The sequence below is a fragment of the Uniformispora flossi genome (assembly GCF_049534875.1).
Lineage (GTDB): Bacteria > Actinomycetota > Actinomycetes > Streptomycetales > Streptomycetaceae > Yinghuangia > Yinghuangia aomiensis.
Genome location: NZ_JBMULZ010000006.1, coordinates 123,446 through 142,512 on the forward strand (window position 1 = coordinate 123,446; position 19,067 = coordinate 142,512).

The 19,067-nt window shown below is 71.3% G+C and carries 21 protein-coding genes; 9 read left to right on the forward strand and 12 right to left on the reverse strand.

The window, feature by feature from the left end; genetic code table 11:
* Positions 1-49: 49 nt before the first annotated feature.
* From ACPA54_RS15755 to ACPA54_RS15765, 3 genes are all read left to right on the forward strand, one after another.
* Positions 50-592: an ATP/GTP-binding protein gene (locus ACPA54_RS15755; RefSeq protein WP_423530116.1), complete on the forward strand. Its 543-nt coding sequence runs from the start codon at positions 50-52 to the stop codon at positions 590-592.
* Between the two features lie 81 nt (positions 593-673).
* Positions 674-1,186 (forward strand): hypothetical protein, encoded by a 513-nt coding sequence (locus tag ACPA54_RS15760; protein WP_423530118.1) that lies wholly within the window; start codon positions 674-676, stop codon positions 1,184-1,186.
* Between the two features lie 130 nt (positions 1,187-1,316).
* Positions 1,317-2,117 (forward strand): hypothetical protein, encoded by an 801-nt coding sequence (locus ACPA54_RS15765; RefSeq protein WP_423530120.1) that lies wholly within the window; start codon positions 1,317-1,319, stop codon positions 2,115-2,117.
* Between the two features lie 96 nt (positions 2,118-2,213).
* On the opposite strand, the gene ACPA54_RS15770 is transcribed toward ACPA54_RS15765, so the two are convergent.
* The 6 genes from ACPA54_RS15770 to ACPA54_RS15795 form a co-directional block, all read right to left on the reverse strand.
* A complete protein-coding gene (locus ACPA54_RS15770; protein ID WP_423530122.1) occupies positions 2,214-2,792 on the reverse strand; it encodes a hypothetical protein in 579 nt (192 codons plus the stop codon).
* A 151-nt stretch (positions 2,793-2,943) separates the two neighbouring features.
* Positions 2,944-3,072, reverse strand: coding sequence for a hypothetical protein (locus ACPA54_RS15775; RefSeq protein ID WP_345676109.1), 129 nt, complete (start codon positions 3,070-3,072; stop codon positions 2,944-2,946).
* Between the two features lie 110 nt (positions 3,073-3,182).
* Entirely contained in the window at positions 3,183-3,644 is a 462-nt protein-coding gene (locus ACPA54_RS15780) for a nuclear transport factor 2 family protein (protein ID WP_423530124.1), read from the reverse strand.
* A gap of 41 nt (positions 3,645-3,685) precedes the next feature.
* Positions 3,686-4,693 carry an LLM class flavin-dependent oxidoreductase gene (locus tag ACPA54_RS15785; RefSeq protein WP_423530126.1) on the reverse strand — a complete coding sequence of 336 codons (1,008 nt, stop codon included), beginning with the start codon at positions 4,691-4,693 and terminating at the stop codon, positions 3,686-3,688.
* Positions 4,693-5,556 carry an amidohydrolase family protein gene (locus tag ACPA54_RS15790; RefSeq protein ID WP_423530128.1) on the reverse strand — a complete coding sequence of 288 codons (864 nt, stop codon included), beginning with the start codon at positions 5,554-5,556 and terminating at the stop codon, positions 4,693-4,695. Before ACPA54_RS15790 ends, ACPA54_RS15785 begins: the two co-directional genes overlap by 1 nt.
* A gap of 191 nt (positions 5,557-5,747) precedes the next feature.
* Positions 5,748-6,245: a nitroreductase family deazaflavin-dependent oxidoreductase gene (locus ACPA54_RS15795; protein WP_423530130.1), complete on the reverse strand. Its 498-nt coding sequence runs from the start codon at positions 6,243-6,245 to the stop codon at positions 5,748-5,750.
* Between the two features lie 109 nt (positions 6,246-6,354).
* On the opposite strand from ACPA54_RS15795, the gene ACPA54_RS15800 reads away from it, so the two are divergent.
* Genes ACPA54_RS15800 through ACPA54_RS15815 form a run of 4 tightly spaced genes read left to right on the forward strand, consistent with a single transcriptional unit; the run spans position 6,355 to position 10,389 of the window.
* Positions 6,355-6,837, forward strand: coding sequence for a Zn-ribbon domain-containing OB-fold protein (locus tag ACPA54_RS15800; RefSeq protein WP_423530132.1), 483 nt, complete (start codon positions 6,355-6,357; stop codon positions 6,835-6,837).
* The gene (locus ACPA54_RS15805; RefSeq protein WP_423530134.1) at positions 6,834-7,979 is read left to right on the forward strand and encodes a thiolase family protein; all 1,146 of its coding nucleotides are present in this window, start codon (positions 6,834-6,836) and stop codon (positions 7,977-7,979) included. Before ACPA54_RS15800 ends, ACPA54_RS15805 begins: the two co-directional genes overlap by 4 nt.
* 44 nt (positions 7,980-8,023) lie before the next feature.
* Complete coding sequence (locus ACPA54_RS15810; protein WP_423530136.1) at positions 8,024-9,178, forward strand: amidohydrolase family protein; 1,155 nt, start codon at positions 8,024-8,026, stop codon at positions 9,176-9,178.
* Positions 9,175-10,389, forward strand: a complete 1,215-nt coding sequence (locus ACPA54_RS15815; protein ID WP_423530138.1) for a CaiB/BaiF CoA transferase family protein — start codon at positions 9,175-9,177, stop codon at positions 10,387-10,389. The genes ACPA54_RS15810 and ACPA54_RS15815 overlap by 4 nt, the downstream gene beginning before the upstream one ends.
* An 18-nt stretch (positions 10,390-10,407) precedes the next feature.
* On the opposite strand, the gene ACPA54_RS15820 is transcribed toward ACPA54_RS15815, so the two are convergent.
* The 4 genes from ACPA54_RS15820 to ACPA54_RS15835 all read right to left on the reverse strand — a co-directional run bounded on the left by ACPA54_RS15820 (position 10,408) and on the right by ACPA54_RS15835 (position 13,381).
* Complete coding sequence (locus ACPA54_RS15820; protein ID WP_423530139.1) at positions 10,408-10,560, reverse strand: hypothetical protein; 153 nt, start codon at positions 10,558-10,560, stop codon at positions 10,408-10,410.
* 181 nt (positions 10,561-10,741) lie between these two features.
* On the reverse strand, positions 10,742-11,914 hold the full coding sequence (locus ACPA54_RS15825) for an ROK family transcriptional regulator (RefSeq protein WP_423530141.1): 1,173 nt from the start codon (positions 11,912-11,914) through the stop codon (positions 10,742-10,744).
* A gap of 88 nt (positions 11,915-12,002) precedes the next feature.
* A complete protein-coding gene (locus ACPA54_RS15830) occupies positions 12,003-12,746 on the reverse strand; it encodes a GntR family transcriptional regulator (protein WP_423530143.1) in 744 nt (247 codons plus the stop codon).
* Positions 12,747-12,865: 119 nt separating this feature from the next.
* Positions 12,866-13,381, reverse strand: a complete 516-nt coding sequence (locus ACPA54_RS15835) for a GNAT family N-acetyltransferase (RefSeq protein WP_423530145.1) — start codon at positions 13,379-13,381, stop codon at positions 12,866-12,868.
* Between the two features lie 89 nt (positions 13,382-13,470).
* On the opposite strand from ACPA54_RS15835, the gene ACPA54_RS15840 reads away from it, so the two are divergent.
* Together ACPA54_RS15840 and ACPA54_RS15845 are read left to right on the forward strand one after the other, a co-directional pair.
* Positions 13,471-14,241: a DNA alkylation repair protein gene (locus ACPA54_RS15840; protein ID WP_423530147.1), complete on the forward strand. Its 771-nt coding sequence runs from the start codon at positions 13,471-13,473 to the stop codon at positions 14,239-14,241.
* Positions 14,242-14,563: 322 nt separating this feature from the next.
* On the forward strand, positions 14,564-16,189 hold the full coding sequence (locus tag ACPA54_RS15845; protein WP_423530149.1) for an ABC-F family ATP-binding cassette domain-containing protein: 1,626 nt from the start codon (positions 14,564-14,566) through the stop codon (positions 16,187-16,189).
* Between the two features lie 123 nt (positions 16,190-16,312).
* Here the strand turns inward: ACPA54_RS15845 and ACPA54_RS15850 are convergent, their stop codons facing one another.
* Both ACPA54_RS15850 and ACPA54_RS15855 read right to left on the reverse strand, forming a co-directional pair.
* Positions 16,313-17,353 carry an esterase/lipase family protein gene (locus ACPA54_RS15850; RefSeq protein WP_423530151.1) on the reverse strand — a complete coding sequence of 347 codons (1,041 nt, stop codon included), beginning with the start codon at positions 17,351-17,353 and terminating at the stop codon, positions 16,313-16,315.
* 342 nt (positions 17,354-17,695) lie between these two features.
* Positions 17,696-18,979 (reverse strand): ferredoxin reductase family protein, encoded by a 1,284-nt coding sequence (locus tag ACPA54_RS15855; protein WP_423530153.1) that lies wholly within the window; start codon positions 18,977-18,979, stop codon positions 17,696-17,698.
* Positions 18,980-19,067: the final 88 nt, after the last annotated feature.

Consider the following 19,067-nt stretch of genomic DNA (forward strand, 5'->3'; position numbering starts at 1 on the left):
CCACCGTAGGCGCGGCACCGCCACCAGTCACAGGAGAGGTATTCACACCATGCGACGGTACGTCCTCACCGGCACCCCCGGCGCCGGCAAGACCGCAATCCTGCGCGGCCTGGCCGCCCGCGGCCACACGGTCGTCGAGGAAGCAGCAACCGAGGTCATCACCCGAGCCCAAGCCGCCGGCGAGGCAGAGCCATGGACCCGAGCATCCTTCATCGACGAGGTCATCACCCTGCAACGCCGGCAACAACTAGCCACCACCGACGCCGCCATCCAAATCTACGACCGCTCCCCGATCTGCACCCACGCCCTCGCCACCTACCTGGGCCACCCGGTATCGCCCGCATTGGCCGCCGAACTGGACCGGATCACGTCCCAAGCCATCTACCAGCCCCAGGTCCTCTTCATCCGCAACCTCGGCTTCTGCGAACCGACCCCCGCCCGCCGCATCACCTTCGAGGAGTCCCTCACCTTCGAACGCCTCCACGAACAGACCTACCGCACCTTCGGCTACGACCTCGTCGACATCCCGGCCGCCGACCTCTCCCGACGGATCGACTTGGTCGAAACGGTGATCTCCGGCGCCGGGTGGTGACGGACACGGCGCGTGGTCAGGTTTCGGTGAGACGCCCGTATCACCCTGGGGGGAAACCGTCCGACCGTCCTGGGAGGTTCCGTGCGTCGAGTCATTGCTGCCGTCGGGGTTGTCGCCGCCATGGTGGCCGTTGGGCCGCACGTTGCCAACGCCGAAACCCCGTCGGGCTGGGAGCCGGCGCCGGCCACCCCGCCGTACGACTGGGCCGCCGGGACGCGCTGCGACTTTCCGACGCACAGTCAGCCACTGCTCGACGAAGTCCTCCAGCGGGTCCTCGACACCTACCCCGACGGCAAGCCCAAGCTGGTCGCGTACAAAGGCCCGCTCGACATCCGGGTCACCAACACCGCCAACGGCAAGGCGACCGACGTCGACGCCGGCGGCAGCGCACTCGTCGACTACCGGCCCGACGGGTCGCAAATGTGGTACGCCTACGGGCCGGTCATGACCGGCTGGCGCGACGACGGCGGCAACATGCCCCGAGGGCTCTACCGCCTCGACGGCATCTACACCCTCGACATCACCGCCGACGGCGCCAAAACCCTCACCCTCGTCCACGGCACCGCCGAACCCCTCTGCCCGCTGATCGAATAGAGCCGTGGCGGACATTCCGTCACGTCGAAATTCGAAGTGCCGTGTCGGTTGATCGGGTGCCATGATCGCCTCGTCGTGCCGCGCTCTCAGCTCAGGGCGACGTGTCGGTGCCGGGAAAACGGGGGCGTTCATGGCAGGGATCAGCGTGTCGGTGTGTCTGCGCCCGGAAGCAGTCGACGGCAATGTGCGTGCCGCAGTCGCCGCGGCCATGGCACCGTTCGACCTGGACGCGGACAACCCTTGGCAGCGCGGCATGTGGGACTCTTGGCGCATCGTCGGCGGCAGCGACGGGGGCGGGTTTCCCGTGGTGGCGGGGTATGAAGAGGACCCGCGGCTCATCCACGACGACCCCCCGTGGAACCAGACGACCGCGCCGGTGAGTGTGCCCGGAGTGTGCGCGGGCGGGCCGCGGGCTTTGCTCGACCTCGAAGCGCCGAGGACGGCGTACGAACGTGCCGAAGCAGCTTCGTGGGACCTGTGGCAGCACCTGCTCCGGACCCACGAACCGGCGGTGCGGCTTGAGGTCTTCGTCCAGCGATGGGGGCGCGATGGCACCGAGGAGGGCTTCGAGGCACTCATGGCCGCCTATCGGGAGCAGCCGTTGATCAGTGCTTTCCTGGATCACCCGTTCAGCCTCGGCAGGGGCTCGCTGGGATACCCGTCGCCGTGGGAGCATCCGGTGATCGGGTTCACCGGCACACGCAGCGAGTATGTGGCGAGGATGACGTCCTCGATCGTGGGCTTCGACACCGACGTCGTCACGCCTGACGGCTGGTGGGTCGAGTCGGGCATGCAGCCGATTCACGCGGAATGCGAGTCTCCGTCGGCGTGTCCGCACACGTTTGCGCCCACGCCGTGGCCGGGCACCAATGCGTACTTGGCCGGCTTGCCCGACGACACTGTGATCGTACGACTGCACTGCCACGGGTGACGCCTGCGACGGCCGACTCCAAAGAAGGCGACGGGCGCGGCCACACCAGCCGCGTCCGTCGCTTCCCCAGCTCAACTCCTTAAGCAGCCGACCCCGTCAGTCCGCGGCCGACTCCCGCAGGGCCCGCATCAGCGGTGTTCCGTCGATCCAGGTCAGGGCGTCCTGGCGGCGCCTCGGGGCCGCGTAGGTGCGGATCGAGGCGGCGTTGCGTTGCAGCCAGGCAGCGACGTTCGCGCAGTAGGCCGGCGGCATTTCGCGGATCAAGGTGGTGCGGCCGTCGGAGGCGACCCACACCTCGTCCTGGTCGAGCAGCCACCGCCAGACCGCCGTGCCGCCGGGTCCGCGTCGGAGGATGGCGCGGGTGCCTGCGGCGGTCGGGCGGATCGGGCGGCCGAGGCCGGGTATCGGGGTGCCGTAGCGCACGAGGCGCCGGGCGTCGAGGGTGTCGAGGGTGCGGCCGGAGATTCCGGGCGCGCCCTGGCGGCTGTCGTAGGTGCGGACGGCGCCCGTGGAGATCCGGGCGAGCGCGCGCCGCGCGGTGGTCATGCGGACCGGGCGCCCGCGCGTCGCCCGGGTCTTGCTCGCCGCGACGGCGGATCCGGTCGTGCCCGCCGCCCTGCCGTCGGGGCTTGCGGTCGTCGTCGTGATGCCGGTGGTCTCGGTCGTGTCTGTCATCGGCAATTGCCCCCATTCCATGCCGTACTGGCCGGGATGAGAACCATTGTTCCAGCTCGCACCGACATCAGCGGGTCCCGCGGAAAGCGACAAAGCCCCCGAACCGCCCCGCGCTGCGGGGTGGTTCGGGGGCCGGGTCACATCCCCCGGGTCAGCGCATGCGGCGGCGGACCTGACGCACGATCTGGTCCTCGGCCTCGCGCTGGATGGCGCGTCCCGGATTGGTCACCATGCGAGCCAACCGGCTCGGCAGAACGCGCTGCAGAATACGGCGCAGCATGTCTCCCCCTCCTTCGTCTCCCTCTCGGGTCCCCCACTTCGGTGATGGTGACGATGACGGGCGCCGTACGGTTGCGCAAGAGGCCGAGGCAAATCCATCCGGTGCGGCCGTCAGGCCCGCAAAGCCCCGTCCGCAGCGTCCGGCATGCCGAACACCGCGAACGACCCCACCACGCCCCGGTTGAGCTTCGTCCGGTGCACCATCCGCCATGTCCCGTCGATGCGCTGCCAGCGGTCGTGGTAGTCGCCGAGGGTCGCGAACGTCAGGTCGGAATCCGGGTCGGCGGACAGGTGCATGTCGCTGACGTAGGCCCTGCTGACCGCTTCGTCGCCGGTGACGTCGACGAGGATGTTGCCGAGCAGGTGCTGCGTCCGGCCGCACGCGTCCAAGTACGAGCGGATGCACGCGATGAGCGCCTCGCTGCCCTCCAGCGGCCCCGTGCCGACGTCGGACGTCGCGTCGTCGACGAGGATCGTGCGCAGCACGTCCCAGTCGCGTTCGTCCATCGCGCGGGCGAAGCGGATCAGGGCGCGGGTGATCTCGCGTTCGGCGAGGAGGGTTTCCAGGTCCACGGGGTTCTCCTTGAGCAAGAGCGACGAGCCGAGGGGGCGGCTCAGCCCAGCCGTCCGACGATCTCGTCCGCGAACGTCCGCATGAACGCGGCCTGGTCCGGGACGAATTGGGCGACGATGATGTTGCGGACGCCGGCCTCTTCGATTTCGGCGAGGCGTTCGCGGCAGTGGCCGATCGGTCCGGCGACGGTCGAGTGGGCGGCGAGCCAGCGGGTGAGGCCGAGTTCGTCGACGAGCGCGGCGTTGTGCGCGGCGGTTTCCGGGGACGCGTGGTGCGTCGAGTCGTAGCGCCGCTTGAGTTCTTCGACCTTGGGGACGAGCGCGTCGGGCAGGCCCTTGCCTTCGGTGGTGAACCGGAAGACGTGGTTCGCCGTGCCGGCGAGCACCGAGCGGACGACGGCGATCCCGTCGTCCTCGGTCGCGTCCGGGACGATGTTGGCCATGCACCAGATCTCGAGGTCGGCGAGGTCGCGTCCGGCTTCCGCGGCGCCCGCGGCGATGTGCGCGAGGTTGCGTTCGTACGCCTCGCGGGTGAGCGAGTTCGACAGGACGACGCCGTCCGCGCTCCGCCCCGCCGCGCGCAGCGTGCGCGGCCCTTCCGCGGCCATCCACACCGGCGTCGGCCCGGGCTTCCAGCGCTGCACGAGGTCGGTGCCCTGCCACGTGGCCTTCTCGCCGCGGGTCAGCGCCCGGACCGCGGCGACGTACGACTCGGTCTCGTCGACCCGTCCCGGCCGCACCCCGATGTTGCGGAGTGCCGAGTCGCCGGACGCGATGCCGAGCACGAACCGCCCGCCGCTGAGGTGGTGCAGCGCGGACGCCGCGGACGCGGCGACCGCCGGGTGGCGGGTCATCGGGTTCGACACGGTGATGCCGAGCCGCTGCGTCGTGGTGCGCTGCGCCGCGAAGGCGAGCGACACGTACGGGTCCGCCCACAGCGACTGCGAGTCCCCCGTGGTGAGCATCGCGAACCCGCAGTCGGCGGCGACGTCGAGCCAGGCCCCGTACGCGTCGAAGTCCTTGACCGTGGTCCCGGTGGCGAACCGCATCACGCACCCTTCCCCGAAGCGGCGGCGGAAGCACCCCGCGGCGCCGGCCCCAGTCCGAGGATCGCCCGTGTGTTCCCCGCGAGGATCAGGCGCTTGTCGTCCTCGGACAACGCCGAGTCGAGGATCTGCCCGAGGACGTGGGTGCGCCGGTAGCCGAGCGGCGTGGAGTACAGGTCGGTGCCGAAGACGAGCCGGGACGCTCCGTGGCGCCGTACGAACGGCTCGACGAGGTCGAACGTGTACGCGAGCGACGTGTCGAACACCAGGTTCGGGGTGATCTCGGCCACCGACAGCGCCTGGCGGCACTGCTCGAACGACGAGAATGCGTCGAGCACCACGAACGTCGTCTCGGGGAACTCCCGGCCCAGTTCCTGGACTTTCCACAGCGCCTCGTCGGGGACGTCGCCGAGCGCGTGCACGAACGGCACGAGTCCGCGTTCCGCACACCGCCCGACGAGGGCGCGGACGAGCGGCGAGTCGGTCGAGACGCCCTGGAAGCGGGTGTGGAAGCTGATGCCGCGGAGGCCCAGTTCATGGGCGCAGCGGTCGACCTCGTCGAGCCCGGCGGGCCCGTAGAGCGGTTCGACGATGCCGACGGCGGCGGGGAACCGGTCGGGGGTGGCGTCGCGGTAGGCGGCGATGGCGTCGTTGATACGGCGCGTGTCGGCCAGGCCGGACGGGCGCAGGTAGCCGTGGCCGGGGATGACGATGGCGCGGTCGACGCCGTTGCGGTCCATCGTGGCCAGGCGTACGGCCAGCTCGTCGGCGGCCGGGTCGGTGCCCGTCGGCGTCGGGCCGAGGCCCAGCACGCCGTGCACGTCGCCGACGTGGTGGTGGCAGTCGAGGATCTCGTAGTCCGGCACGGGCCTCCTTCGAATGTTGAATATTCGACACTCTCCGTCGAGCCGCACCTTAGCCGGGTCCCCCGCAGGGTTCAACGGCCGCCGATCAACCCGCCCGCCACGAAAGCCACCACCACGAGAGCCACGGCCAAGCCGGCCGCACGCCGAGCCCGGCGACCGTCGGGCCCGGCGACCGTCGGGCCCGGCGACCGTCAGGACCCGTCGCCGCCCTCCGACGCCACCCGCTCCAGCACCACCACCGGAATGACCCGGTCGGTCCGCTCCCGGTACGCCTCGTAGTTGGGCCACAGCCCTGCCATCAGCGTCCACAGCCGCTCGCGTTCCGCGCCTTCGGCCGTGCGCGCGACGGCCGCAAAGCACTCCCCTTTGATCTGGACCTCGACCAGCGGCCGGGCGACCAGGTTGCGGTACCACTGCGGATGCGTGGGCGCGCCGCCCTGGGACGCGATCACCACATACCGGCCCTCGCCGTCGCCGTCGCCACCGTCGTCGCCGAAGATCAGCGCGGACGTGCGCGGCTCGCCGGACACCCGGCCGATCGTGGTCAGCAGCAGTGCGGTGACGCCGTTCCAGACGTAGCCGACGTCGCCGCCGGTCTCCCGGTAGCGGCGCACGTGTTCCGCGCCGACGAGCGCCAAGTCCGGTGCACGGTAAGCAGCCTCGTCGCGACCGCCGTCAGTCGTACCCATGGTTGCCCTCCCCATCGATTCACGATCAATCCCGATCCCCTGACATCGAACAATTGAGTAAATACCATCACCGTGATGCAATACCATCACCCTGCCGGGAGGAGAGCACATGCCGCGCCCCGCCCCGCCGCCCACTCCCCGGGCCGCCGAGTACTGGCGGTCCGGCGCCGACGGCGTCCTCCGCATCGCCCGCTGCGGGCCATGCGGCACGTACATCCATCCGCCACGGCCGCTGTGCCCGCAATGCCACTCCGCCGACGTGGCCTTCGCACCGGTCAGCGGCAAAGGCACGGTGTACTCCTTCACCATCAACCGCTACCAGTGGACGCCGGCGCTCGAACCCCCGTACGTCCTCGCCGAAGTCGACCTCGCCGAACAGCCCGGCCTGCGCCTCCTGACCGCCGTCGTCGGCTGCCCCGTCGACGCGGTCCGCATCGGCATGCCCGTGACAGTCGCCTTCGAACGTGCGGACGACGTCGAACACTCGGGCGACTCCGAGCCCGCAGGCGACTCCGCAGGCGACTCCGCAGGCGACTCCGCACGCGCGGGCGGGAACCCCGGCACCGTATGGATCCCGGTGTTCCGCCCATGACCGGGACGGACCCGCGGAAGCCCGAATCCGCCGCCGTCATCACCGGCATCGGCACCTCCGCCATCGGCCGTCGCCTCGGCGTCGACCCGTGGCGTCTGACCGCGGACGCCGCGCTGGCCGCGATCGCCGACGCCGGACTGACCCCCGCGGACATCGACGGCGTGTCGACGTACCCGGGCGAAATCGGCTCCACGCCCGGGATCACCGGCGCGGGCGCCGACGACGTCCGGGTCCTGCTGGGCCTGCAGCCTCGCTGGTACACCGGAGCCCGCGAACTCCCCGGCCAACTCGGCGCGGTCGTCAACGCCGTACTCGCCGTCGCGGGCGGCCTCGCGGACCACGTGCTGTGCTTCCGCACCGTCTGGGAATCCACGGCCCAGACGCAGCTCGGCGGCCGCTCGGAAACCGTCGCCGCCAGCCTCGCCCACGAACGCACCCAGTGGACGGCCCCCTACGGCGCCGGCTACGCCACCTACGGCGGCCTCCAAGCCCAGCGCTACCTCCACGACACCGGCTCCACCCGCGCCCAACTCGGCCAGGTCGCCGTCACCGCCCGCGCCCACGCGGGCCGCAACCCGCAGGCCGTGTACCGGACTCCGATGACCCTCGACGACTACCTCGGCGCCCGGATGATCTCCGACCCGCTGTGCATCTACGACTGCGATGTCCCGGTCGACGGCGCCATCGCCTTCGTCATCTCCCGCGCCGGCGGCCTCGCCGACACCCCCGGACGCTCGGTCGCCCTCGAGGCGATCGGCTCCGCACCCGGCTTCGACGCGGCCGCGGACATGCTGTGGTCGCGCACCGAACTCAAGCCCTCCGACGTCGGCATCGCCCAGCTATACGACGGCTTCTCGGTCCTCGCCCTGCGCTGGCTCGAAGCGCTGCGCCTGTGCCCGCGCGGCGACGGCGGCCGGTTCGTCGAAGGCGGCCACCGCATCGCCCTCGACGGCGAGTTGCCGCTCAACACCAACGGCGGCCAACTGTCCGCCGGACGCCTGCACGGGTTCGGCGGCCTGCACGAGGCCTGCCTGCAACTCCGCGGCGCAGCCGACGGCCGCCAAGTGACCCCTTACCCGCACGTCGCGGTGGTGAGCAGCGGAGCGGAGGCGTTCACGTCGGCCTTGCTGCTCACCTTGTGACCCATCGCCCTCGACTTGCCCACTTACGTGGAAGGACCCGTCCTGTGCTTCCCGACGGCACCAAGCTCATCTCCGCGGACGACCACATGATCGAGCCGCCGCACCTGTGGGTGGACCGGGTGCCCGCCGCGTATCGCGACCGGGCACCGCGGGTCGTCACGTCCCCGGACGGGCGCGACGCGTGGCTCTACGACGGGCAGCTCACCCATATCCCGATGGGGAGTTGCCGCCCGCTGCCCGGCCATCCGGAGGCCGGGTATCCGCCCGCGCCCGGCACCGCGAACTTCGACGAGATCCGGCCGGGCTGCTACGACCCGGTGCAGCGCGTCGCCGACATGGACGTCGACCAGGTGTGGGGGCAGCTGACGTTCCCGAACTTCGCGCGGTTCGCCGGGCACCGCTTCTTCCTCGGCGTCGACGACCTCGACGCGGGAGTGGTGTTCCTGCGCACCTACAACGACTACCTCCTCGACGAGTGGTGCGCGGTCGCCCCCGACCGCCTCTACGGCGCCGCGATCCTGCCGCTCTTCGACATCGACCTCGCGGTCGCCGAAGCCAAGCGCGTGGCGGCGAAGGGCGCCAAAGCCATCGCCTTCTCGGAGAATCCGACGGTGCTGGGCCTGCCCTCCCTGCACACCCCGCACTGGGATCCGCTGTGGGCGTTCCTGAGCGAGGCGCGGTTGCCGGTGTGCCAGCACATCGGGAGTTCGTCGCGGCTGGTGACCACATCCGACGACGCGCCGCCTGGCGTGCTGGTGACCCTGAACGGGGTCAACTCGATGATGGCGGCTGCGGATTGGCTGATGTCGGACGTCCTGGAACGGTTCCCGGGGCTGCGGGTGATCCTGTCCGAGGGGGGCGCCGGATGGATCCCCTACCTGCTGGAACGTGCCGAGAAGGCGTTCCACGACGCACGGCTGTTCCGCGACCTGTCCATCGGCCAGGCCGGGATGGGACAGCGCGCGCCGCGCGAGTTGTTCGCCGAGCACATGTTCGTGTGCCTGGTCGACGAGCAGTTCGCGCTCCGCTCGCTCGGCGACGTCCCGGTCGACAACCTCCTCTGGGAGGGCGATTTCCCGCACGGGGACGGGTGTTGGCCGGAGAACCGGGCCCGGTTGGCGGCGGCGCTGGCCGAGGTCGACGATGCGGACGCGGTCAAGATCGCGGAGACCAACTTGCGGAAGTTGCTGGGCGTATGACGTACGACGTACTCGCGGGAGTGAAGGTCGTCGAGGTGGCGATGTACGCGTTCGCGCCGTCGGCGGGTGCCGTGCTCGCCGACTGGGGTGCGGACGTCGTCAAGGTCGTACCGCCGCATACCGCCGATCCGATGAACGGCAATCCGGTGGCCGCCCTGCCGGACAAGGACGTCGGCGTGAAGTTCATGTGGGAGATCCTCAACCGCGGCAAACGCTGCATCGGCCTCGACGTGTCGACCGAGGACGGCGGCGCGCTGCTGCGCGATCTCGTCCGCGAGGCCGACGTGTTCATCACCAACCTGCTCCCGGGGGCACGGCAGCGGTTCGGCTTGGACGTCGCCGATCTGCAGGCCGTCAACCCGCGGCTGGTCTACGCCCGGGCGACCGGCCACGGCGACCGCGGCCCGGAACGCGACCGCGGCGGCTACGACATCACCGACTTCTGGAGCCGCGCGGGCGTCGGCCACGCGGCAAGCCAGGTCTCCGACGAGTTCGTGCCGCTCGCATCGCCCGCCTTCGGCGACCTCGCCTCCGGCGGCTTCCTCGCCGGCGCGATCGCCGCCGCGCTCTTCCGCCGCGAACGCACCGGCGAAGGAGCAGTCGTCGACGTGTCCCTGCTGTCGTCGGCGATGTGGGTGATGTCCCCGAACGCGGTGGCCGCGCGCCTCTACGGCGTCGAAGCCATCCCCCGTTTCCGCCACGCCGACGCCCCGAACCCCCTGGTGAACGCCTACCGCACGGCAGACGGCCGGTATCTGTACCTGTCCGGAGTGATGACCCAAGGCGCCTTCACGGCCCTGTGCTCGGCGATCGGGCGCGAAGACCTCGCGGCCGACCCGCGGTTCGCCGATGCCGAGGGCGTACTGGCCAACGCGCGTGCCTGCATCACCGAACTCGACGCGGTCTTCGCCGCCCGACCACTGGCCTTCTGGGCCGAGGCCTTGGCCGACCTCCCGATCCCGTGGACGGTCGTGCGCTCGGCCGGCGAAGCCGGTTCCGACCCGCAGGTGCTGGCCAACGACTACCTGGTCTCCGTCGAAGGTCCGTCAGGTGCCTACCCGTTGGTGCCGAGCCCGGCCCAGTTCGACGGCATCCGCCCGCACCTGAGCCGCGCCCCGGAACACGGCGAACACGGCGACGCCATAGCGAGCGAGCTCGGCCGCGACTGGGAGGAGGTCGTGCGCCTGAAGGTGGAGGGGGATCTGTTGTGACGCCGCGTCCGCACGGCGCTACTTGAGCAGCCGGACCTCCTGATGCGCGGACCAGGCGCGCAGGAGTTCGGACGATCCGAAGGTGATGTCCCACGGGTCGGTCATCTGCGCCATCGCGCCGGGCAGCGCCCGCGTGATGGCGGCGTGACGTCCGTGCGTCTCCATGCTCACGAGGCCCTTCCTCGTCGAAGCGGTCGGACACGTCATGGAGGAGCCGTCGCAACCGGCCGAGTTCGGCGTCGGTCACGGCTCGGTTCAGCGCGATGGTCAGGGTCTCCCGCCATGCGGCCGAGGCTGACCGCGGAGCCCGTCGCACCGCCGCGGGATTCTTCGCCGTCGGCGCGGCCGCGGGTCAGGCGTGGGCCGCGCCCGCGTGTTCGACCGAGAACAGCCGCTGTTCGGCGTGGTCGAGGGCGAGGCGGAGGGCGCCGAGGGCGATGGCGTCGGTGCCGAGGGCGGAGAGTTCGACGCGGGGCAGGCGCAGGCAGAACTTGGCGAGTTCGGTGCGGAGCGGTTCGATGACGTCGTCGATGCCGGTCGCCCAGCCGCCGACGACCACGATCTCCGGGTCGAGGGTGAGCACGAGTGCGGTGATGTCGTGCACGAGGCGCTGGAAGAACCGGTCGACGGCTTCGCGGGCGACCGGGTCGCCGGCGCGGGCGAGGCGGAAGACGTCGGCGACGGCGTCCTCGTCGAGCGGGACGAGGGGCGTGCCGGTGGTGGACAGCAGGCTTTCCGGCGGGGCTTGGCGGCCGAGCAGGTGCAGGGCGCCGATTTCGCCCGCGGCGCCGCCGAAGCCGCGGTGGACGCGGCCGTCGATGAGGGATCCGGCGCCGGGACTGAGGCCGGCCAGGATGAGGACGACGTCGTCGGAGCCGACGGCGACGCCCTGCCAGCGTTCGCCGATGACGGCGAGGTTGGCGTCGTTCTCGACGAAGACCGGGCAGGGCAGCGAGCGGGCGAGGCGGCCGCCGAGGTCCATGCCGGTCCAACCGGGCACCGCGGCACTGTAGGTGACGACACCTTGCCGGTCGACGATGCCGGGCGTTCCCACACCGGCCGCCCACAGGTGCTCGCGCGGGATCTTGGCGCGGCGCAGCAGGTCGTTGACGGTGCCGCGGGCGCGGTCGAGGCGTTCTTCGGCGCCGAGGCCGCCGGGAACCGCACGCGTGTGGCGGGCGACGACGGTGCCGGTGAGGTCGGCGAGGGCGCAGCGGACTTCGTGCATGCCGATGTCGAGGCCGAGGACGTGCCCGGCTTCGGCGTGGAAGCGGAAGCGCCGGGCGGGGCGGCCGCGGCGGCGTCCGGCGGTGTCCGCGTCCGCTTCGGCTTCCACGACGAGGCCGTCGTGCAGGAGGCCGTCGACGACGCCTTCCACGGTGGGGCGGGACAGGCCGGTGGCGTCCATGAGTTCGGTGACCGTCAGGTGGGCGCCGCCGCGCAGCGCGCGGAGGGTGACGGCGGAGTTGATGCGCCGCAGCAGGGACGTGTCCCCGCCCGCGGCGCCGCTCGGCGGACCGGCCACGGTGTTCGGCTCCTTCCCGTGCCGCGATCCCGCAGTGCTGTCTGGTGCTGGTGTCGGCGCTGCCCTGGTGTCGGCGGATGCTACCGGTTCAGGACGCGGAGCGGGCGACGGATACGGGTTCGTCACCGAACGCGAGACGGCAGGTGTCGGCGCGGTACGTGGCGACGACGAGGGCGGCCGTGCGGCCCTGTGCCGCGTATGCGGTGGTGACCACGAGGACGGCGCTGCCCGGAGGCCGCTCCAGGAGGCGGGCTTCCTCGGCTTCCGCGACGCCCAGTTCGACGGAGCGGGACATGCCCTCCAGCGGATGGTGCCGCAGGTGGCGCAGCACAAGGCCGGCGCGCCGGTTGTCGCCGAGGAGTTCCGGGACGCGCGGGACGACCGCGCGCGGCACGTACAGGCACTCGATGCCGACCGTTTGCCGCATCGACAGCTGCCGGCGGCGCACCCGGTGCACCATGGCGCGGGGACGCAGACCCATCTGCGCCGCGATGCGGGCGGGGACGGGGGCGGTGGTGCCGTCGACGAGCTGGCGGTCGCCGAGATCGACGCCTGGCCAGCCTTCGTTGTGGGTGCTCATCGCGATTTCCAGGCGCGGACCGGCCACGACCGTGCCCGCGCCGCGCTTGCGGTGCAGGCGCCCTTCGAGTTCGAGCTGCTCCAGGGCCTGCCGCAGCGTGGCCCGGGCCACGCCGAAGCGGGCCGACAGCTCGCGCTCGTTGGGCAGCGTCTGGCCGGCCGCGAACTCCGAGTCGATGGCCTGGAGCAGCACGGTGCGCAGGTGCCAATACTTCGGCTCGGCTGCCATTTCGACGGTCGCCGTCGTCGCCATGCCGCCCCCCTGACGGGATTTATGCTTCCCGCTTTACTAAAGGTCCTTGGTGTTATCACCGGCGACAGTACGCAGGTCCAGACCAATGGTCAAGAAGCCGGGGGGCGGCGGGACCTTCCCTACAGTTCCTTCACGAACAGCACCCGGGGCAGGCCCTCCCCGTCGTAGTCCGGCGTCGCCGGGATCCCGTCGACGTCGAGCGCACCCGGTTCGACGCGGAAGCCGAGCCGCCGGTGGTAGGCGACCGAGGCCCGGTTCGCCGGGCCCGTCAGGCACCGGACCCGGGTCCGGCCCGCCGTCCGGACCGCCGCGAAGAACCGCTCGTACATCGCCCGCCCGACCCCGGAGCCCTGCCACTCCGGGTCGACCCCCACGAAGTGGATGTACGCCTCGTCGGCGCGGTCCTGCGACAGGAACCCGACCAGGAACGCGACCAGCCGCCCCTCCCCGTCCTCCACCACCTGGCTCGTCAGGCAGAAGTGCTGCAGGAACAACCGCGGCACCAACAAGCGCCGCTGCTGCGCCCCCGCATCTCCGCCGAGTCCGCCCCACCAGTGCGTCAGCCCGTACTGCACGCGCGGGAAGTCCTCCTCGGTGGGCAGCCGGAACGTGAGCTGCGAAATGTCCGTCGTCATAGGTCCCCATCTCCTCGTGTGCCGTCGACACATGACGTGCCCGCCGCGATATGTGTGACCGTGTCGCTCCGGTCCGGTAGGCAGGAACCATGATCGCCGCAGCCGAGTCCGAGACGCCCGATCCCGTCGCAATCCAGGTCGCCGAGGAGATCGACACCGCCCTGATCGCCCTGTCCGACCCGGACCGAGCCAAAGGCACCCGGGCGTACCTGCACAGCGACCTCAACCACTACGGCGTGCCCGTCCCGGAAGTCCGCCGCATCGTCCGCGCCGCCGGCAAGACGCGCCCCACGCTCACCCACGCCGACCTCGTCGCCGTCACCCGGACCCTGTGGACGCCGACCGTCCACGAGACCCGCCTGGCCGCCTGCCTGTGGCTGGAAGCCCACACCGACCGCCTCACCCTCGACGACACCGCGCTCCTCGCCGAACTCATCGGCGAGTCCGGCACGTGGGCGCTCGTCGACGTCCTGTCCGGCTCGGTCGCGGCCCGGCTCCTCCTGCGCGAGCCCCGCACCGAGGCGGTCTACCGGGCCTGGGCGGCACAGGAGGAGATGTGGCTGCGCCGCTCCGGCATCCTCGCGTTCATGCTCGGCGTCCGCTCGGCCGACACGTTCCCCCGCTGGTTCCCCGTGCTCGGCGAGATCGCCGAGCCGCTGCTCGACGACACCCGCTTCTTCGTCCGCAAAGCGCTCGGCTGGGTCCTGCGGGAGGCGTCCAAGAAGCACCCGGACGCCGTCCTCGCCTGGACGGCCGCGCACGTCGACCGCATCAGCGGCCTGACGCTGCGCGAGGCCCCCAAACGCGTCCCGGAAGAACGCAAGGCCCCGGTCCTGCGCGCCTACCGCGAGCGTGCCTAGGCCGTTTCCGGCGGTACGACGCCGTGCGGGAGCCGGAATTAAACCGGTTGTGCGGCCGTTGAGCAGCGTCGTACGGTCGAGCGCAGCCGTCGAGGGCCACCCCTCCGACTGTCGCTGGCCCCCGCACTTCCGTCGTATTGGAGAAGGCCGTTGCTCCGTTGAGGTAGGAGACCCGCAGCCCCACGCGTCATGCGTGTGGTCTGACGCGCGATCCCGACCTCGGCAGGAGCCGTTCCTTCGACGACGCTCTCCGGTCACTCGTGCGCGCGCCTGCGGGTCTCCCTATGCCGCCCCTTTCCACGCGAGCACCCGGAGACCGTTTATGTCCAGTGCCTCCCCCACCTCCACCCTCTCCTCCATCGTCGTCACCGACCTCGACTTCGCGTGGCCGGACGGCGGAGCGGTGTTCACCGGCTTCCAGGCCGCGTTCGGCACCGGCCGCACCGGCCTGGTGGGCCTCAACGGCGCGGGAAAGTCCACGCTCCTGCGGCTCATCGCCGGCGATCTCGCCCCGACCCGCGGTTCGGTCCGCGTCACGGGCGAACTCGGCTACCTCCCGCAGAACTTGACCCTCGACACGACCGCCCGGGTGGACGCCGTCCTCGGCATCGCCGCGCAGCGCACCGCCCTACACGCGATCGAGGCGGGCGATGTCGACGAGGCGCACTTCGCCGCCGTCGGCGACGACTGGGACGTCGAGGAACGCGCCCTCGCCACCCTCGACCGGCTCGGCCTGGGCCACCTCGGCCTCGACCGCACCACCGGGCAACTGTCCGGCGGCGAATCGGTGATGCTGGCGTTGGCGGGCCAGTTGCTGCGCCACCCCGACGTCCTCATCCTCGACGAACCGACCAACAACCTCGACATCGAAGCCCGCGAACGCCTCTACGACGCCGTGGCGGCCTGGCAGGGCGTCCTCCTGGTCGTCAGCCACGACCGCGAACTCCTGGACGAGATGGACCAGATCGCCGACCTGCGGGACGGTGACGTGCGCTGGTTCGGCGGCACGTTCAGCGAGTACGAGGCCGCGTTGGAGGTGGAGCAGGATGCCGCCGAGCGCATGGTGCGCGCGGCGGAGTCCGACGTCCGCCGTCAAAGGCGCGAACTCGTCGACGCCCAGGTCAAATTGGCGCGACGCAAGCGCTACGCGCAGAAGATGTGGGACAACAAGCGCGAGCCCAAGATCGTCATGGGCATGCGCAAACGCTCCGCCGAGGTGTCCGCCGGCAAGCACAAGGCCATGCACACCGAGCGCCTCGCCGGCGCCCGGGAACGGCTGTCCGAGGCCGAGAAGGCGGTACGCGACGACGACCTGATCCGCGTCGACCTGCCGCTGACCGAGGTCCCGGAAGGCCGCAACGTGCTGTCGCTGCCGGGCGTCCGCCCGCGCTACGGCACCCGGCTCAAACTGGAGGTCCGCGGCCCCGAACGCATCGCCCTGGTCGGCCGCAACGGCGCCGGCAAGACCACGCTCCTGCGCACCATCGCCGGGCTTCTGGAGCCGGACGCGGGCGAAGTCCACGCGTTCGTGCCGATGCGGTACCTGCCGCAGCGGCTGGACCTCCTGCGGGACGAGCTGACGGTCGCGGAGAACGTCGCCCGGTTCGCGCCTGCCGCGACCGACAACGACATCCGGGCCCGGCTCGCCCGGTTCCTGTTCAAGGGCCGGCGCGCGGACCAGCGCGCCGACACGCTCTCCGGCGGGGAACGGTTCCGCGCCTCGCTGGCCTCACTGCTGCTCGCCGACCCGGCACCGCAGCTGCTGATGCTGGACGAGCCGACGAACAACCTCGACCTGGCGAGCGTCCGGCAGCTGACGACCGCGCTGGAGTCGTACCAGGGCGCGCTGATCGTGGCGAGCCACGACCTGCCGTTCCTGCGCGGTCTCGGCATCACCCGGTGGCTGCGCCTCGACGAGGACGGCCTGACCCGGGTGGACCGGATGTAGCGCGCCCTCGGCCCGAAGGCGGGCACCGGCATGTTGCGGCACCGGAATCCCGTGGCGGCGTTCGGGATTCCGGTGCCGGGGGACGGCGGCTGACCGGGCGGCTGACCGGGCGCCGCCGCCCGGTCAGCCGCCGAGCACCGGCAGCACGACGGCGCAGGTGCGCTTGGCGCGTGCGGGGTCGAGGGCGTTGAGGACTTCACGCAGGGCGACCTGGTCGTAGATGAGCGCGAGGTGGTCGGCGAAGTCGGACCAGCACGTGTCCTGCACGATGATGTTCGTCGCGTCGGGCCCGTGCAGGAACGTGCTCTCCAGCGGGGTGACCGCCCAGTCGTAGCGCGTGCTTATCACCGTGTAATGCACGCCCGGCACGGTGTCGCCGCCGGCGTTGAGCGCGTTCATGAAGTCCGAACCGGCGGTCTGCTGCACGCACGCCACACACAGCGAGGTCAGGAACCGGCTGCCGCCCGGATAGGCCTGGAGCAGGTTGAGCAGGCCCCACAGGGTGGTGCCGTGGTTCGACAGGGCGAGGCCCACGAGTTCGTGCACCTTGGCGGCGCCGCCGAGGTTCCGGATGAAGTAGCGCGGCATCATGCCGCCTTGCGAATGGCCGACGATGTCGACCTTGGGCGCGCCGGTCGCGGCGAGCACCCGGTCGACGAACGCGGCGAGCTGCCCGGCACTCGCCGGTATGTCGCCGTAGCCCTGGAACAGGTTGCCCGGCGAGCCGCCATAGTCGAGCGCGAAGACGCAGTAGCCGTTGTTGGCGAGCAGCGGCGACAGGCTCTGCCAGCTGTCCGTCATGTTGCCGAACGTGCCGTGCACGAGCACGACGGGGTACGGGTGTTCCGCGGACGGACGGCACCCGAAGTCGTTGGCACCGACCGGCGCCGAGCCCGGGTGCAGGAGCTGCGCGGCGATGCCGGCGCCGAACGAGTACGGCACCGGATAGTTCGTCGCGGCCCCCGCGGTACCGGGCACCGCGCCCAGCAGACACAACGACGCGGCAGCCGCGACGACGGTACGGCGGAGCTTGGCGCGGAGGCGCGAGGTCCGGGTGCGGGACGTGCGGGCGAACACCGTGCGAGCGGACACAGTGCAAGCGGACCAAGCGCGGGTGAGCGAGGTGCGGGTGAGCGAGGTGCGCGACCGGTGCGAGTCGGACATGGCATACCTCCCCAACGGCAAATCCGGCCCAGGCGGCCGGGCCACCCCTCCAGGGGTTACCGGAGGTTACAGTCGGCGCTCGCCGACTTCAATGCGCACTACGCACCGGTTCATGTCGACACGTGTCACATGCCGCCGGCTGCCCCGCGGCCGGCGGCCGAACGGGCCGGTCCGGCGGCGCGGGCGCCGCGGGCGCGGGCACACCGAGCACGGCAACGGCCGCGACACTGACGGAAAACAACCCGGCGGCAAGCCCCATCCGGCGAATCGGCACAGCAGCAATCCCTCTCGAATCGAACGCGGAATCACACCCGGACCCGGAACCACCTCCGGTCCCAGCCCTCAGAACGCAAAGACCTCGGCGTGCACGCGCTCTCCCGGCACCCCTGCCCGCCGCAAAGCCCGCCGGGTGGCCTTCGCCATCCCCGGAGAGCCGCACAAGTACACGTCGTGCTCGGCGATGTCCGGCACCAGCCGCCGCAAGTTCGCCGGCGTCAGCGGATTCCCGACGCCACGCGACCCGCCCACCAAGTAGTGCACGGTCCCCGCCCGTTCCCCCGCGATCCGATCCAACTCGTCGCGCAGCACCAGGTCGTCCCCACTCCGCGCCCGGTACATGAGCGTCAGGTCACCCGGCCCGCCCGGCAGCGTCTCGAACAGCGCCCGCATCGGCGTGATCCCCACCCCGCCCGCGATCAGCAGCACCTTCCGCCGCGTCCGCCGATGCGCCGTCATCGCCCCGAACGGCCCGGTGGCGACCACCCGGACACCCGGCCGCAGCCGCCGGATGCGGCGCGTATGGTCGCCGACGACGCGCACGGTGATCCGCAACGTGTCGTCCCGCACCGGCGCCGACAACGAGAACGGCAACGCGGTCCGCCACAACCTCCCGGTGACGAAACGCCACCGGAAGAACTGCCCGGACTCGGCCTGCAACGCGTCGAGTTCCCGCCCCCGCATGGTGACCGACACAACGCCCGGCCCTTCGTCCACCACACTCGTCACCCGAATGCCGTGCCGCAGCGCCGCACGCGCAGGCACCACCACGCGGTACCACAGCACCAACACCGCCACCTGCACATGCGCCAGCGTCCACACCCATGCCAGCACCGGAGCCCCGGCCAGATCAGGCCCCGCGGGCTGGTGCACAAAACCCGCCGCCGCCCCCGCATACGTCATCAAATGCAGCCCACGCCACGTCTCATGCCGCACCCGGGGCCGCACCACCCGAGCCGACACGAGCCCCACCACCACAAGCATCCCAGTCCCGACGATCGCCGCCGCCAACGCCGGATACCCGAGCAACTCCCCCACAGAGCCAATAGGTTCGGTCCCGGTATTGCGCATGTACGCACACCAGGCGAACCCCGCATGCGCCAGCACCAGCCCGATGACGATCCGCCCACCCCGCGCATGCCACCGCGCCAGCACATCCGCCCCGACCCCGTGCTCCAACGCCGGAACCCGCGCCATCAACAGAATCAGCACGAGCATCCCGAACCCGGCCGCCAAGCCCGCCAGATGCGCACACGACGCCAACAACGCATCCAGCCGCCCCACATCCGCCAGCTGCGCCGCCCACACCCCGACCACGGCCCCGCCCCCGAACACCACGCCGACCAGCAACTGCGAAGACGTGACCCGGGGGCGATGCGCACCGCGCCGAGGGGCGGTACTCGGGGACGGTCCCAGGGCTCCGCCCTCGCGGGCGCAC

Coding starts and splice junctions, on each gene's coding strand:
- ACPA54_RS15805 (WP_423530134.1), top strand. CDS start 6,834: ATGACCGGGACGGACCCGCGGAAGCCCGAATCCGCCGCCGTCATCACC.
- ACPA54_RS15800 (WP_423530132.1), top strand. CDS start 6,355: ATGCCGCGCCCCGCCCCGCCGCCCACTCCCCGGGCCGCCGAGTACTGG.
- ACPA54_RS15815 (WP_423530138.1), top strand. CDS start 9,175: ATGACGTACGACGTACTCGCGGGAGTGAAGGTCGTCGAGGTGGCGATG.
- ACPA54_RS15755 (WP_423530116.1), top strand. CDS start 50: ATGCGACGGTACGTCCTCACCGGCACCCCCGGCGCCGGCAAGACCGCA.
- ACPA54_RS15845 (WP_423530149.1), top strand. CDS start 14,564: ATGTCCAGTGCCTCCCCCACCTCCACCCTCTCCTCCATCGTCGTCACC.
- ACPA54_RS15830 (WP_423530143.1), bottom strand. CDS start 12,746: ATGGCGACGACGGCGACCGTCGAAATGGCAGCCGAGCCGAAGTATTGG.
- ACPA54_RS15835 (WP_423530145.1), bottom strand. CDS start 13,381: ATGACGACGGACATTTCGCAGCTCACGTTCCGGCTGCCCACCGAGGAG.
- ACPA54_RS15850 (WP_423530151.1), bottom strand. CDS start 17,353: ATGTCCGACTCGCACCGGTCGCGCACCTCGCTCACCCGCACCTCGCTC.
- ACPA54_RS15770 (WP_423530122.1), bottom strand. CDS start 2,792: ATGACAGACACGACCGAGACCACCGGCATCACGACGACGACCGCAAGC.
- ACPA54_RS15795 (WP_423530130.1), bottom strand. CDS start 6,245: ATGGGTACGACTGACGGCGGTCGCGACGAGGCTGCTTACCGTGCACCG.
- ACPA54_RS15775 (WP_345676109.1), bottom strand. CDS start 3,072: ATGCTGCGCCGTATTCTGCAGCGCGTTCTGCCGAGCCGGTTGGCTCGC.
- ACPA54_RS15840 (WP_423530147.1), top strand. CDS start 13,471: ATGATCGCCGCAGCCGAGTCCGAGACGCCCGATCCCGTCGCAATCCAG.
- ACPA54_RS15785 (WP_423530126.1), bottom strand. CDS start 4,693: ATGCGGTTCGCCACCGGGACCACGGTCAAGGACTTCGACGCGTACGGG.
- ACPA54_RS15765 (WP_423530120.1), top strand. CDS start 1,317: ATGGCAGGGATCAGCGTGTCGGTGTGTCTGCGCCCGGAAGCAGTCGAC.